The organism is Trichococcus flocculiformis (assembly GCF_963662535.1).
Classification (GTDB): Bacteria; Bacillota; Bacilli; order Lactobacillales; family Aerococcaceae; genus Trichococcus; species Trichococcus flocculiformis.
This window is the reverse complement of sequence record NZ_OY759718.1, coordinates 2,208,930-2,223,981: the sequence shown is the minus strand read 5'-3', so window position 1 is coordinate 2,223,981 and position 15,052 is coordinate 2,208,930. Positions and strand designations below refer to the sequence as shown.

Below are 15,052 nucleotides of genomic sequence, written 5' to 3'. Positions count from 1 at the left end.
GGGTCGCTCCGCGGAGAACAGCGTGCGTGCCAGCGACCAACTCCGGGTGAGCGAATGTTGGCCGGAGGAGAGTCGTTTTCCGGGTGCCGAACTTCGGCGAAGCCGAGCAGGCCGGAGGTGACATTTTCCTGGGATCGTCAGCTCCGGCAAGGGCCGCCTTCGCCGGCGGAAAACGCTAGCGCCGGTGAGCGGGTCGCTCCTCGGAGAACAGTGTGCGTGCCGGCGACCAGCTCCGGCGAGCGAATGTTGGCCGGAGGAGAGTCGTTATCCGGGGGCCGACCTCCGGCGAAGCCGAGCAGGCCGGAGGTGACATTTTATCGGGATATTCATCTCCGGCAAGGGCCGTCTTCGCCGGCGGAAAACGCTAGCGCCGGTGAGCGGGCCGTTCCTCGGAGAACAGCGAGCGTGCCGGCGACCAACTCCGGCGAGCGAATGTTGGCCGGAGGACAGGCGTTATCCGGAGGGCTGACCTCCGGCGAAGCCGAGCCAACCGGAGGTGACAGTTTACCGGGATCTTCATCTCCGGCGAGAACTACCTTCCCCGGACCAGGTCAGATCACTGGAATAAGCATGCACAATGCATATCTGTGGCAATCGATCTCACTTTTGTCTATGATTAAGCTATAGATCTTGGCGGGAGGAAAAAGCAAATGAACGCATTAAGAAAATACATCAAGAATCCAAAAATTCGCCAAATCATGGTCCTTTTCCAGCAACATTGGGGCCGGATGGAAATCGGGCGACAGTCGGCTGAGATGGCGTACTATGTTTTGTTGGCGCTGCTTCCTACACTGTTGTTGCTGGGGAACATCATCCCGTTATTACCGTTGCCGCGGGAGCAGGTACTCTCCTACGTGGAGATGGCCCTACCGCTTGAAGTCAGCAATACACTCACCCCGATACTGGAACAATACTTGAACAGTGGCAGCAGTGGGGTCGTTTCATTCGGACTAGTGCTGTCGATCTGGACGGCGTCGAAAGCATTCAATGTCTTCCAGAACGTTTTGAATCAAGTGTACAACACGAAGATGCGGAAAAATTTCATCGTCCACAGAATCTTTTCGTTCGTGATCGCCTTTCTGCTTGTCGCCATGATTGCGTTTGTCGCTTTCCTGTTCATGTTCGGCAGGTATATCCGGGATTTCTTCGAAGAGTTTTTGTCCATCCAGTTGGACTTCATCACAGCCTTCGAAAATTTCCGCTGGATCGTTGCCTTTTTGATCATCGCCATTATCATGACAGTCATTTATTACGTGGTGCCGAATGTGCGCTGGTCATTTAAATATTCGCTACCGGGTGCAGCGTTCGCAACGATCGGCTTCCTCTTGATTTCGCAGCTGTTCTCCTTGTATGTCGGTGTCGCCGGCAATCAGGCCATCGGTAACAGTGCGATCGGGGTCGTGATCACGTTGCTGTTGTGGTTGTATCTGATGGGAACGGTGCTGATTCTTGGTGGCTTCTTGAATGTGATGCTGTACCATTACTTCCAGCCGTTGCCGGTCGCGCTGAAGGAAGAGAGCCGCTACTTAATCCGTTATTCGAAGAACGCATTGGCGCTGAGTGTCAACGAGCAATCTCTGAAACGGCGTTTGATCCGTAAAAAACTGCGTATCCAAACGAACAAACAAGCAGACATATGATCGAATCCAGAAAGACAGGGCAAAGAGGTTTAGGTTTTTTTAAACCTCGGCGCCTTTTTTTTTGCGCGAAGTTTCTATATAATGAGAGGATAGCACGCCTATTGTTTTTGAAAGAAAGGATTTAATCATGCGAAATCAACAAACTACGCAGAATGCGGATGTTTCGAAGATCGATTACGGCATTATCCTGTCCGTATTCCTTCTGGCCATCATCAGCGTCCTGACGATTTATTCAACGACCGTCCTGCAGACGGATGGTGACATCAGTACGACCATCATGCAGATCGTCTGGTATGGTATCGGCATCATCGCCGCCGCCATCGTGATGCATTTCGATTCCGAACAACTTTGGAAAGTTGCCCCGATCGCATATGGGGCCGGCATCCTGCTTCTGTTCCTGGTCCTGATCTTCTATGACCGCAATACCTACTATCTCCAAGGGGCAAAAAGTTGGTTCCGCTTCGGTAGTGTCACTTTTCAGCCGTCCGAAGTCGTGAAAGTTGCGCTCATCATCATGTTGGCGCGGGTCATCACCGAGCACAATATGCAGATTGATGACCGGACCGAAAAAACCGACATGAACCTGCTGCTGAAGATCGCCATGTGGTCGGCGCCGCCGCTCCTTTTGGTCATCCTGCAGAACGACCTCGGTACGACACTCGTTTTTCTGGCGATCATCATCGGCATGACGTTCCTTTCCGGCGTATCCTGGAAAATCCTGTTGCCCGTATTCGGGACGATCGGTGCCATCGGGTCGCTGCTTATCTACTTGGTCGTCTACAACCGCGATGTGCTCCTGAATTTCGGTTTCCAGAATTACCAATTCGCCCGGATCGATTCCTGGCTCGACCCGTTTGGGGACAGTACCGGGGACGCCTATCAATTGGCCCAAAGCATGAAAGCGATCGGATCAGGCAAACTGTTCGGCAAAGGCCTCGGCGTTTCCGAAGTCTACGTGCCGGTGCGCGTCTCCGATATGATCTTTTCCACTATCGGCGAGAATTTCGGTTTCATCGGCGGTTGTTTTCTCATTTTTATCTATTTTCTGCTGATTTACCAAATGATCCGCATCTGTTTTGACACGAAAAATGAATTTTATGCCTACATGGCGACAGGCGTCATCATGATGATCCTGTTCCACGTATTGGAAAATATTGGCATGACGATCGGGTTGTTGCCGATCACCGGTATACCGTTGCCGTTCATCTCGCAAGGTGGCTCGGCGCTACTCGGCAATATGCTGGGGATCGGACTGGTCATGTCGATGCGCTACCATTACCGCAGCTACATGTTCTCGGAAGAGGACGAACATTTCGGAATCTGAATCTAAACCCAAGGAGGCACTTATATGATCACAATTTACCAACATCCCCAATGCTCGACCTGCAAAAAAACGCGCGCTTGGTTCGACGAAGAAGGCATCGCCTACGAATTGAAGGACATCCGTGAAGAGCGTCCCGATCGTGAAAGCATCCGCCAAGCGATTGCATCCGGCAATTTGACGCTTCGCCGTATGTTCAACACGAGCGGGAATCTGTACAAGGAAATGCAACTGAAGGACAAACTCGACAGCATGGAACTTGAAGAAGCGCTTGACCTGCTGGAATCGGACGGCATGCTGATCCGCCGGCCATTCGTAACGGACGGCACGCAGATCACTGTCGGCCACGACGAAGAAAAATTAAGCACGACCTGGAAATAAGCTAAGGAGGGAAAAACATGACTGAAAATACAGTGAAATACAGTGAAAACGGCTTCTGGATCAAAAAGGAAGCGGACAAATACATCGTCGGCCTATCCGAAAAAGGCCAGGACGATCTGGGCGAAGTCAGCTTCATCGATCTTCCTGAAACGGGCGCAATCAAAACGACCGACACGCTGATCGGTGTCGAAGCCGCTAAAGCGATGACCGACTTGGCCTCTCCATTGGCCGGTACGGTTACGGCAGTCAACGAAGCATTGGAAAACAATCCGGAGAACCTGAACAGCACAGATGCAGCAATGAACTGGATCGTCGAGCTGACGGACGTATCTACTGAAGACTTCGTAGGTTTGCAGAATGAATCCGGACTTTAGAAGAATGTGAAAAGATGAAAAGGCAAGCATGCGGACATCGTGTCCGAGTGTTTGCCTTTTTGATTTTTAATTGTGTTCCGGCGAAGGCCGGGTCGGCCGGAGGAGCCGGCCAGGAACTGTTCTTTTCTCCTGTGAGAGGGATTTAGCCGGAGGAAAACGGATTATCCTGTGCGATCCTCCGGCGAACGTTTCCTCACCGGAGGACGCGAAACTATTCCGCCACCAACTCCGGCCAAGGTTCCCTCGCCGGAGCTGGTGACCCGAAACCCGAGACCCGAAACCCGAAACCCGAGACCCGAAACCCGAGACCCGAATCCGAAAACCGAAATCCTCCTAGCGCGCAGCCCGCGCGACCAGATCCTCAAAGAACAGACGCATGTTTTTAGCTTCCGGTATCATCGTCTCCGGGTGCCATTGGATGGCGAGGATGCTTTGTTCCGGGTCAGTCGCTTCAACGGCTTCAACAAGACCATCAGGGCTGTATCCGACCGGCTGCAAACCTTTGGCAACAACTTTCAACGCTTGATGGTGGAAGGAATTCACCGACAGTTTTTCACCGACCAGTTCGTGGAGGTGGCTGCCTTCCATCACGATGACGGAGTGGGTCGCATATTTGAAGTCGGTCTTTTGTACATGCTGGATGCGCATATCCGGATATTCATGCGCAAGGTCCTGATATAAGCTGCCGCCCTTCTGAACGTTCAGGATCTGCAAGCCGCGGCAGACGGCCAGGATCGGTTTCTTCTGTTTCAAAGCTTCCTCCACGAGCGCCATTTCGAAGTCGTCGCGCAAAGGGAAGGTCGCGCCGATGTGCAGGCTCGGTTCTTCGCCGTAAAAATTTGGCGAAACATCTTGTCCCCCAGTCAGCAGCAGTCCGTCGATTTTAGCGATATAGTCGGCTGCCGTTTCGGGGGCGCCGATCGGAATGATCAAAGGATTACCTCCCGCGGCCTGTACGCCTTTCACGAATCCAATGGGTGTGTAGGCGACGGAAATTCCTGAAAAAGCAGGGACAGCCTCCAGTAATTGGTTGCCGGTGATGCCGATCAATGGTCTCATTTATGATGTCTTCCTTTCTTTCTTGGCTGATTTTCATCATTTTACATCATAATCGTGAATATGGGAAAGAATCGTTCTTATGAGTGGACAAAATCGGTCGATAGTTTATAATGATTATAAATTGAAAAGAAGTATCGTTGATTAATGGGGTTTTCATAATGATTCCATTGCGAAAGGTTTTCAATTGGGTTAAAATAGTCGTAGTGTCAATAATGAAGGTTCGATTAAAATATATAGATTGTGAGGAGTTAATTTATGTCTACTTTAGAAATAATAGATCTGCATGTCTCCATTGAGGATAAACAAATTTTGAAGGGCGTCAACCTGGTGATGAACACCGGTGAAATCCACGCCATCATGGGGCCGAACGGTACAGGTAAATCGACTCTGTCACAAGCAATCATGGGTCACCCGAGCTACACAATCACAAAAGGCCAAGTTCTCTTGGACGGCGAAGATGTTACGGAAATGGAAGTCGACGAACGCGCACGCGCAGGCCTGTTCCTGGCGATGCAATATCCGAGCGAAATCGCCGGCATCACAAACGCTGAATTCATGCGCGCGGCCATCAATGCCCGCCGCCCGGAAGACGACAAAATTTCGGTCATGAATTTCATCAAGAAATTGGACGAAAAAATGGAAATCCTGAATATGCCGGAAGAAATGGCCGAACGCTATTTGAACGAAGGCTTTTCAGGCGGAGAAAAGAAACGCAACGAAATCCTGCAATTGATGATGATCGAACCGAAATTCGCGATCCTTGACGAAATCGACTCCGGTTTGGATATCGATGCTCTGAAAGTCGTTTCCAAAGGCGTCAATCTGATGTCCGGTCCTGACTTCGGCGTCCTGATCATCACCCACTACCAACGTCTCTTGAATTATGTACACCCTACATTCGTCCATGTCATGATGGACGGCCGCATCGTGAAATCCGGCGACGCTAGCTTGGCGAAACGTCTGGAAGCGGAAGGCTACCGCGGCATCCGCGACGAATTAGGTCTAGATATCCAATTGGATGAAGAATAGGAGGACGTCACATGCTGAACGAAGAAAAAACGTCCTTGTTGGATGCGGTTCGTCTGTTTTCCATTGAAAAGGAAGAATCGGAATGGATGCGCAATAAACGTTTGGAATGGCTTGAAAAATACGAAGAGCTGGCTTTACCATTGATGGAACGCATCAGCTACCACCGTTGGCCGCTGTTTGAAACGACCATCTCCGCCGGTGCATACGGCGAGGAATTGGTGAACAGCCAAGGTCTCCAATATGATTTGGGCGACACACCGAAAATCGTACAATACGGAAATGTGACGCTGATGGAGCAATTACCGCAGCATTTGATCGATCAAGGCGTCATTTTCACCGATTTATACACAGCCGCTCAGGATTATCCTGAACTGGTCCAAGAATACTATATGACGACAGCCGTGAAACCGGAAGAAGATCGTTTTACTGCTTTCCACACAGCCTTCATGAACAGCGGCGTCTTCCTTTATGTGCCGAAGAACGTCGTCATCGAAGAGCCGTTGGAAGCTCTGTTCATCCAAAACTCCCATGTGAAGGAAAGCTTCGTCAAACACGTGCTTTTGGTCGCTGACGTGAACAGCTCCGTCAAATACGTGGAGCGCTATGAAACTGAAGGCAATGAAAAGAACAGCGCCAACATCATCGTCGAAGTCATCACGAAAACCGGCGCGCAAGTCAAATTTTCGGCAGTCGACACGCTGGGCGAAAACACATCCGTCTACATCAACCGCCGCGGCCACCTGTTGAAAGATTCCTCCATCGAGTGGGCGATCGGCGTCATGAACGATGGCAATGTCATCTCCGATTTCGATTCCGATCTGATCGGTGAAGGCTCCCACAGTGAAATCAAAGTCGTGGCCGTTTCCACCGGCAGACAAGTGCAAGGCATCGATACTCGCGTCACGAACTACGGCAAACATTCAATCGGCCATATTTTGCAGCACGGGGTCATCATGGACCGTTCGACTTTGACTTTCAACGGCATCGGCCACATCATCAAAGGCGCGAAGGGTGCAGATGCTCAACAAGAAAGCCGCGTGCTGATGCTGTCCGATAACGCCAGAGGGGATGCGAACCCGATCCTGTTGATCGACGAGAACGACGTCACAGCCGGCCATGCCGCCAGCGTCGGACGCGTCGATCCGGAAGAGATGTTCTATCTTCTTTCCCGCGGTATCCCTAAGGCAGAAGCAGAACGTCTGGTCATCCGCGGATTCCTGGGTACGGTCATCGCGGCCATCCCGGTCAAAGAAATCCGTGACGGTTTGGTGGAGATGATCGAAAGGAAGTTGATGAAACTTTGATCGATGCAAAGAAAATCAAACAAGACTTCCCGATCCTTTTCCAGACCGTAAACGACGAGCCGCTGATTTATCTGGACAATGCGGCCACTTCCCAAAAACCGAAACAGGTGCTGGAAGCCATCCAACACTATTACGAGCATGACAACGCCAATATCCACCGCGGCGTGCATACGTTGGCGGAACGCGCGACTTCAGCTTACGAAGCCGCCCGCGAAAAGCTGCGCCGCTTCATCAATGCCGCTTCAGAGAAGGAAGTCCTTTTCACCCGTGGCACGACAACCGGCCTGAACTGGGTTGCTGTCGGCTTCGGCGATCTGATCGTCGAAGAAGGCGATGAAATCTACATCACGCCGATGGAACACCACTCCAACGTGGTTCCTTGGCAACAGTTGGCGAAACGCAAGCAGGCCAAATTGGTCTACTTGCCGCTAACAGAAGACGGCTTCGTCGATGTCGAAAAATCGGCTGAAGTCATCACTGCAAAAGGCAAAATTCTGTCGGTCTGCCATTCCTCGAACGTGTTGGGAGTAACCAACCCGATCAAGGAACTGGCCGCATTGATCCACCAGCACAATGGCTACATCGTCGTGGACGGCGCCCAATCGACGCCGCATATGAAAGTCGATGTGCAGGCATTGGACGCCGATTTCTACGCCTTCAGCGGCCACAAGATGCTCGGTCCTACCGGGTCAGGCGTGCTTTACGGCAAGGAAGCCTTGCTTGAAAAGATGGAGCCTGTCGAATTCGGCGGCGAAATGATCGATTTTGTTTATGATCAGGAAAGCACTTGGAGTGTCCTGCCTTGGAAATTCGAAGCGGGCACACCGAACATTGCCGGCGGAATCGGCCTTGGGGCTGCAGTCGACTATCTGGAAGCGATCGGCATGGATGCCATCGAAGCCTATGAAAAGGAAATGGTGCGCTACGTCCTACCGAAACTGCAGGCGATCGAAGGCATCACTGTCTACGGTCCTGCCGATCCGGAAAAGCACACGGGCGTCATCACTTTCAACCTGGAAGGGATCCATCCGCATGACTTGGCTACGGCTTTCGACATGGAAGGCATCGCTGTCCGCGCCGGCCACCACTGCGCGCAACCGTTGATGCGTTATTTGGACGTATCCTCGACAGCCCGGGCGAGTTTCTATTTCTACAACACTTTCGAAGAGGCCGATCAATTCATCGCCTCCTTGCATAAAATAAAGGAGTTTTTCAAAGATGGCTTTATCTAAACTAGAAAACCTATACCGCCATGTCATTCTTGACCACTCCAGTCACCCGCACAATTACGGCACCTTGGAAAACGCCGACGAGCAGATCGAACTGAACAACCCGACCTGCGGCGATGTCATCACACTTCAATTGGCGATGGACGGCGACACGATCACGGCCGCGAAATTCTCCGGTCATGGCTGCAGCATCAGCACAGCCAGCGCCAGCATGATGACCGACGTTGTCATCGGCAAAACAAAGACAGAAGCAGTGGCTCTGGCGGAAGAATTTTTCCTGCTGGTCCAGGATAAAATCGAGCCGAATGAAAAACACCTTGGCGAAGCGATCGTCCTGAACGGCGTCGCGAAATTCCCTGCCCGCATCAAATGCGCCACTTTGGCTTGGAAGGCTTTGGAAAGAGCAATTATCCAGGACAAAAAAGAAAAAGGGGAAGAACAAGCGGAATCCCCGCATGAAGGAGAGATTGTATGAGTGAAGTACCAGTAGTTGACGATTATAAATTTGGCTTTCATGACGACGCAAAAATCATCTATTCCACCGGTAAAGGACTGACTGAGGAAATCGTCCGGGAAGTATCCGCATCAAAGGATGAACCGGAATGGATGCTGGATTTCCGTCTGAAATCATTGGAAGCCTACAGAAAAGCAGGGTTGCCGAAATGGGGGCCGGATCTATCCACTCTCCAATTCGATGACATCACCTATTTCCAGAAAGCCACCGATAAAGTTGCCCGGACTTGGGATGATGTGCCGGACGAAATCAAGGAAACCTTCGAAAAAATCGGGATTCCTGAAGCCGAACGTGCATACTTGGCCGGCGTAACGGTCCAGTACGAGTCGGAAGCCGTCTACCACAACATGAAGGACGAGTTCGAGAAATTGGGCATCATCTTTACCGATACGGATACAGCCCTGAAGGAATATCCGGAAATCTTCAAGGAACATTTCGCCACTGTTGTACCACCGACAGATAACTTCCAAGCAGCCTTGAATTCGGCCGTTTGGTCCGGAGGTACGTTCATTTATGTGCCGAAAGGTGTCAAATGCGATGTGCCGTTGCAGACTTACTTCCGTATCAACAACGAAGGCTCCGGCCAATTCGAACGCACGTTGATCGTCGTCGACGAAGGCGCCAGCGTCCACTATGTTGAAGGTTGTACCGCACCGACTTATTCGGCCGACAGCCTGCATGCCGCAGTTGTTGAGATCATCGTGAAGAAGGATGCTTACTGCCGCTACACGACCATCCAAAACTGGTCCGGAAACGTCTACAACTTGGTTACGAAACGTGCAGTAGCCCTGGAAAATGCGACCATGGAATGGATCGACGGCAACTTGGGTGCCAAAGTGACCATGAAATACCCAAGTATCTTCCTGAACGGCCGTGGCGCCAAAGGAACGATGCTTTCCGTAGCATTCGCCGGCAAAGGCCAACTGCAGGATACCGGTGCGAAAATGATCCACAACGCGCCGAACACGTCCAGCTCGATCGTCTCCAAGTCGATCGCCAAAGACGGCGGGGCAGTGAACTACCGCGGACAAGTGAAGTTCGGCAAGAAATCGGAAGGATCGATCTCGCATATCGAATGCGACACGATCATCATGGACGACATCTCCACTTCCGACACGATTCCGTTCAACGAAATCCACAACGGTAGAGTCTCCCTGGAGCACGAAGCGAAAGTTTCCAAAATCTCCGAAGAGCAACTTTACTACCTGATGAGCCGGGGCCTCAGCGAGTCCCAAGCGACCGAAATGATCGTCATGGGCTTCGTAGAGCCATTCACCAAAGAACTTCCGATGGAGTATGCAGTCGAGTTGAACAGACTGATTGCGTATGAGATGGAAGGCAGCGTGGGGTAAACCATTAAAAATGCTAGAAAAGGCTGCATCAAGCCTTTTCTAGCATTTTTTTTCCCCAAAATAGCGGAGGGAATTCCATTCGATTGGAAAAGTAAAAGTTGAAGTGTTCTGAAAATTGTTCATAAGCATTTTCTTCTGTTTTTTGGTTACATGTGTAGATATTCATAGTCATGTTGATGGTTGAGGATTCAATTGCAAGCCCACCATTGTAGATAGAGGAATGACCAGAGCGGCATATGCATATGCCGCTCGAAACGACTGAAATTTGAGCGCAACTAATTGAGGAGTACGACCCAAATTTAAAGCAATAAACATTATTTTTCGTTTTTACTAAAGTTCATTGTTTTAAAGGTAAGAAATAAATACAATTTGGTAATGTAGTTTGTTTATTTCTTCTTTGTTATACTTAATTTATTGGTTTGAATTTAAAAAATAAAATAGATTTGTTTCATCTGAAGAGTATTTTTGGGGGAATAAATAACAGTAATGACTATTTTAATAATTTTTTGGAGGAGTAAAATGATTCTAACATGGTTTTGCACATTTATATCTGAAATGTTTCTGGAAAAAAGTATCTCAAAAAAAATAGATAACTTGCTAGAAAAGAAAGAATATGAAAAAATTATGAACTCCATCTCAAGTTTTCAGATACAATTTGTAGATTCTGAAATAGATAGAAAAAGCTTTCAAGATTTTATGCTAAAAAGCAGTATACGATTTGCAATATACCGATTTGTATATGAGAAATACTCTAGCGTAATTACTTCCGAGAAAGAAATTTTTGTATCCAAACTTGTCACTCAGGCAATGAGTTATATGAACGAACAAAACTCCAAATACAATCGTCCTATTTTTACTAATGAAAAATTACTGCAACAATATTTTGCTGATTTGTTTGCCAAGCTGAATGGCAGAATGTTCTCTGGTATGACTATAGAGTCAAAAACACAATTGAGTGCTATAAGTACTTTGTTAGATAAAAGGTTTTCACAGCTTTATTATAATAGTGAAATACAACTTTCTACAGAATTTTTAACACATTCATTAAACCGGACAATTAATAATTTAGGTGGAAGATATACTTCAGATTTTAATATAAAAACACAAAATAGATGGTCTCTAGAGTGTTTAGGGAAATCAACGGAGTTTGTTTTAGAGATAAATAAAAATAGATGCAGAGCGTCAAGTAGCTATTCAAAGCTCTGTCAAGTAATTACGAGTAGCGAGAGATATAGTTCAATTAAAGAATTGAAAAGTGCGGTTTTAGAGCAATATCTTGAATTATTAGAAACAGAGATTTCATTTGAATCAGAATTTATAGATTTAAGAAAAACACTCGAATCTATAAATCTCCCTGATGTTTACTGGATAGAGCAATTGAGTCAGGAAGAAAAATCTCATTTGCGGTATTATATTGAACTTGCTACAAATGATTTAACTTTCTTAACGGAGTTTTTAGATGTCTCAAAAATCGAATTGATTAATCAACCGTATCTAATAATAACAGGTAATGCGGGTATTGGAAAAAGCCATCTGCTAGCTGATTACGCAAAAAAGTTTACTGAAAGAGGGCATGCTACTTTTCTGTTTTTGGGTTCCTATTTTTACAATGAATCCCAGCCAAGTAATCAAATTATGGAGTGGTTAAGGTTGCCTAATTCATCTTTTAAATCCATTTTGGAGCAGCTTGAAAGAAAAAGCGTGGAAACAGGTCTAAGATCAATAATTTTCTTAGATGCTTTAAATGAAGGTGTGGGTAGAGTATTTTGGAAAGAGCGCCTAAATGGATTAGTCAAAGAGATTCAAGAATATCCAAATATTGGAATCGTTTTATCTGTTAGATCAGAATATGATGAGCTAATCATTCCGGATGATATAGAAGAAAAATTAAACTTTAAAAAAATAGTGCATACTGGGTTAGAGGGGACTGTTAATGACTCGATTAAAGCGTTCTGTAAATATTATAAATTAGCTTATCCTACAGTTCCTTCTTTTAATGAGGAGTATAACAATCCATTATTTTTGAAAATGGTCTGTCAGTTACTTATCGATTCAAATTTAGATAAGTTCTCTTCTAACTTCTCAATAGAAGTTATTATGAAACATTATATATCCAACTTAGAATTAATATTATCTTCAGAAAATCGTATGAATTTTGATTCACGGAGAGAAGTTATTCGAGAATCAATCCTAGCTATTGCAGAGTTAAAAATTGAGAGCAAGTGGTCATTCTTAGAATACAACACGGTGTATGATAGGTTAATAAAAGTTGGTAGAGAATTAGCTATCGATAGTTCTGGAAACTTGCTCAAAGAGTTGATCAACGAAGGTTTATTACAGGTTATTGATATGGGTGAAAACAAGTCGTTCCTTGATTTTCAATTTGAAAAATTCAGTGATTTCTTTATTGCAGATTATGTTTATCAGAAGTATGTTAAAGGTGAAGAAATTGATGATTTGGAGAGTGTCCCAGAGTTAGCTTTATATTTTAGAGATGATTTATCATTACGTAATAATTACGGGATGCTAATTATGTTATCTACACTAATTGCAAATCATGAGAAAAAAGAAATAAATTCGTATTTGCCGAAAGCAGGTAATAGTAACCTCATTTTTGAAGTTATTTTTGAAAGTCTCCCTTTCAGAAATTCTAAATCTGTTTCAGATAGACTTATAAAATTTATTGAAAAAAATATAACTACTGTTCCAGATTTGATGAAATATTTCGTGTATTCACAATTTCAATTATCAACAAATAGTGATTCACCAGTAAATTCTAAGTGGTTGCATGAATTTCTTTCAAAGAAAACCCAGCAAGAAATTGATTTGATCTGGACTATTAATATATCAAAACCATATAGAACATTTGTTAGTCAATTTGCTAAATGGTATAGAGAGTCTTATAAGATTAGAAATAGAACAGAAGCTGAATTAATATTGTTGCAGTTAGGTTGGATACTTTCAAGTACAAACAGATATTATAGAGATCAAGCAACTATCGCAATAGTTAAAATATTAAGTCTAGATTCTGATTTAATTGAATTGTTCTTATCAAAGTTTGTAAATGTAAATGATCGCTATGTTGTGGAACGAGTGATGGCTGCTGTATATGGTGCAGTCACAAATATAACTGATAATAAAAAAATACACGAAATATCAAAGTGTGTTTACAAGAAATTTTTTGATGTTGAAGAAGTTGTCCCACATGTTTTAGCTAGAGATTATGGACGGCAAATAATGAACTATGCTATTTATTGTGGAGCGTTGGACAGACAAGAAATAGACTTTTCAAAAGTTTTTCCAACATATGAAGGCGTATGGGATTATGAAGCGATATCAGATGAGCAAATTTTAGAATTAGAAAAACAATATGATGAACACCATGGGTTTAATAGTATAGTTCGTTCTATGGTAACCAACTTTGGAAGAGCTCAAGGAGGGTATGGGGACTTTGGAAGATATACATTCCAATCGGCTCTTTCTCCTTGGGCAGAACAATTTGATTTGCAAGATTTGAGTAATATTGCTGTTAAACGATGTTTGGATTTAGGCTATTCACCAGAATTGTTCTCTGACTTTGACACTATGGATAATCGCTACTTTGATAGACACTCGTATAAAGAAGAAAGAATTGGAAAAAAATATGAATGGATTGCTTTTCATGAGATGTTAGCCAAAATTTCAGATAATTTTATTCCTTATCAACTTGAAGTGATTTTTGATGATGAATACAAAGAATATCTTAAAGATAAAGGAGAAAAAATGTTTTCTTTATTAGAACATGGAAATTTGGCTGTTTTTAATGGAGAGGACATTGATGAGTCAGAGCATATTGTAAGTACAGAAAAAAAATACCAAGGGGAATGGCAAGTTTGGGATACTTCTATACGGGACATTGATGTAACTGTAATTGATGAGAATCTCCCTGTAACTAAAAACAAACTATTCCAATTTTCTTTGCCAGACTATCTCACTAATGAATGGATTTTAGAGAAAATAGGTATAAAAAATCTTAAGTACTATTTAACTACGGAAGTTGATTCTGAGAAGTTTTACGCTTTATCGTTCTACCATGATGAACGCCGGAAAAATGAAGATATTAAGGATTACTTACTTGGTAAAGATGATAATTTGACGATAATGGGTAGAGCAGTATTTGTTAGGAATTCTCAATTAAAAAAATTTCATGAAGAATTCATGAGTGATATTGGTAATGTTTCATCTCCATCAACTCATAATATATTTTTAAGAGAGTACTATTGGTCGAATGTGTACATGAATTGGGAAGAACTTGATGATTATAATGAAACAAGTCAGTTTTATATACATTCAAGTCATTGTTATGGTTGGGAAAAATCACAACAATTCACTTCGTTAGAAGAAGATTTACCCAACAATATACTTTCTATGTTAATGCCTAGTAGGCATTTAGTAGAGTTTGGAAATTTGAAAATGGATTCAGATTATTATTGGAGGGATGACGAAAATAATATTATTTGTTTTGATGGTAGAGTTATTGAGTCAGAAAGTGTACTTTTGGGGAAAAAAAATTTCATAGACGATTTTTGTTTAAAAAACGATTGCACAATTGTTTGGCAATGCTACTATGATAAAGTTGGGTTGAATCAGTATCATGATTCGCATTACTATTTTGTCAAAGAAAATAATGAATTTACTTACGTTGAACAGGATGATAAGTATGGAAAATTTGCTCATTAATAGAAATGACTTGTTTAGAAAAATAAAAAAAACGCACCCTTTAGTTCGCACCAGAAATAGCCGAATACCATGCGATTTATTCGCGGGTATTTCGGCTATTTCTTTATTTACCAAAATAAAAGAAATCAAA

11 protein-coding genes are annotated in these 15,052 nt (G+C 44.8%); 10 read left to right on the top strand and 1 reads right to left on the bottom strand.

Going from position 1 to position 15,052, the window contains the following annotated elements; translation table 11 throughout:
- Positions 1–650 precede the first annotated feature (650 nt).
- From ACKPCD_RS10645 to ACKPCD_RS10630, 4 genes are all read left to right on the top strand, one after another.
- A complete protein-coding gene (locus ACKPCD_RS10645) occupies positions 651–1,640 on the top strand; it encodes a YihY/virulence factor BrkB family protein (protein ID WP_086988164.1) in 990 nt (329 codons plus the stop codon).
- Between the two features lie 127 nt (positions 1,641–1,767).
- Positions 1,768–2,964 carry an FtsW/RodA/SpoVE family cell cycle protein gene (locus tag ACKPCD_RS10640; RefSeq protein WP_321433177.1) on the top strand — a complete coding sequence of 399 codons (1,197 nt, stop codon included), beginning with the start codon at positions 1,768–1,770 and terminating at the stop codon, positions 2,962–2,964.
- Between the two features lie 24 nt (positions 2,965–2,988).
- On the top strand, positions 2,989–3,342 hold the full coding sequence (locus tag ACKPCD_RS10635) for a Spx/MgsR family RNA polymerase-binding regulatory protein (RefSeq protein WP_119093513.1): 354 nt from the start codon (positions 2,989–2,991) through the stop codon (positions 3,340–3,342).
- Between the two features lie 17 nt (positions 3,343–3,359).
- A complete protein-coding gene (locus ACKPCD_RS10630; RefSeq protein ID WP_321433176.1) occupies positions 3,360–3,716 on the top strand; it encodes a glycine cleavage system H family protein in 357 nt (118 codons plus the stop codon).
- A gap of 333 nt (positions 3,717–4,049) precedes the next feature.
- Here ACKPCD_RS10630 and ACKPCD_RS10625 read toward each other — a convergent pair whose 3' ends face one another.
- On the bottom strand, positions 4,050–4,775 hold the full coding sequence (locus ACKPCD_RS10625) for a gamma-glutamyl-gamma-aminobutyrate hydrolase family protein (protein ID WP_321433175.1): 726 nt from the start codon (positions 4,773–4,775) through the stop codon (positions 4,050–4,052).
- Between the two features lie 255 nt (positions 4,776–5,030).
- On the opposite strand from ACKPCD_RS10625, the gene sufC reads away from it, so the two are divergent.
- From sufC to ACKPCD_RS10595, 6 genes are all read left to right on the top strand, one after another.
- Positions 5,031–5,804 (top strand): Fe-S cluster assembly ATPase SufC, encoded by a 774-nt coding sequence (gene sufC / locus ACKPCD_RS10620; RefSeq protein ID WP_068561111.1) that lies wholly within the window; start codon positions 5,031–5,033, stop codon positions 5,802–5,804.
- Between the two features lie 11 nt (positions 5,805–5,815).
- Positions 5,816–7,108, top strand: coding sequence for a Fe-S cluster assembly protein SufD (gene sufD, locus ACKPCD_RS10615; protein ID WP_321433174.1), 1,293 nt, complete (start codon positions 5,816–5,818; stop codon positions 7,106–7,108).
- Complete coding sequence (locus tag ACKPCD_RS10610) at positions 7,105–8,340, top strand: cysteine desulfurase (RefSeq protein ID WP_068561113.1); 1,236 nt, start codon at positions 7,105–7,107, stop codon at positions 8,338–8,340. Before sufD ends, ACKPCD_RS10610 begins: the two co-directional genes overlap by 4 nt.
- Positions 8,327–8,812, top strand: coding sequence for a Fe-S cluster assembly sulfur transfer protein SufU (sufU, locus tag ACKPCD_RS10605; RefSeq protein WP_321433173.1), 486 nt, complete (start codon positions 8,327–8,329; stop codon positions 8,810–8,812). Before ACKPCD_RS10610 ends, sufU begins: the two co-directional genes overlap by 14 nt.
- A complete protein-coding gene (sufB, locus tag ACKPCD_RS10600) occupies positions 8,809–10,203 on the top strand; it encodes a Fe-S cluster assembly protein SufB (protein WP_276647314.1) in 1,395 nt (464 codons plus the stop codon). Before sufU ends, sufB begins: the two co-directional genes overlap by 4 nt.
- Before the next feature lie 519 nt (positions 10,204–10,722).
- Positions 10,723–14,922 carry an NACHT domain-containing protein gene (locus ACKPCD_RS10595; RefSeq protein WP_321433172.1) on the top strand — a complete coding sequence of 1,400 codons (4,200 nt, stop codon included), beginning with the start codon at positions 10,723–10,725 and terminating at the stop codon, positions 14,920–14,922.
- Positions 14,923–15,052 lie beyond the last annotated feature (130 nt).

Coding starts and splice junctions, on each gene's coding strand:
- sufC (WP_068561111.1), top strand. CDS start 5,031: ATGTCTACTTTAGAAATAATAGATCTGCATGTCTCCATTGAGGATAAA.
- ACKPCD_RS10635 (WP_119093513.1), top strand. CDS start 2,989: ATGATCACAATTTACCAACATCCCCAATGCTCGACCTGCAAAAAAACG.
- sufU (WP_321433173.1), top strand. CDS start 8,327: ATGGCTTTATCTAAACTAGAAAACCTATACCGCCATGTCATTCTTGAC.
- ACKPCD_RS10595 (WP_321433172.1), top strand. CDS start 10,723: ATGATTCTAACATGGTTTTGCACATTTATATCTGAAATGTTTCTGGAA.
- ACKPCD_RS10625 (WP_321433175.1), bottom strand. CDS start 4,775: ATGAGACCATTGATCGGCATCACCGGCAACCAATTACTGGAGGCTGTC.
- ACKPCD_RS10630 (WP_321433176.1), top strand. CDS start 3,360: ATGACTGAAAATACAGTGAAATACAGTGAAAACGGCTTCTGGATCAAA.
- sufB (WP_276647314.1), top strand. CDS start 8,809: ATGAGTGAAGTACCAGTAGTTGACGATTATAAATTTGGCTTTCATGAC.
- ACKPCD_RS10645 (WP_086988164.1), top strand. CDS start 651: ATGAACGCATTAAGAAAATACATCAAGAATCCAAAAATTCGCCAAATC.
- sufD (WP_321433174.1), top strand. CDS start 5,816: ATGCTGAACGAAGAAAAAACGTCCTTGTTGGATGCGGTTCGTCTGTTT.
- ACKPCD_RS10640 (WP_321433177.1), top strand. CDS start 1,768: ATGCGAAATCAACAAACTACGCAGAATGCGGATGTTTCGAAGATCGAT.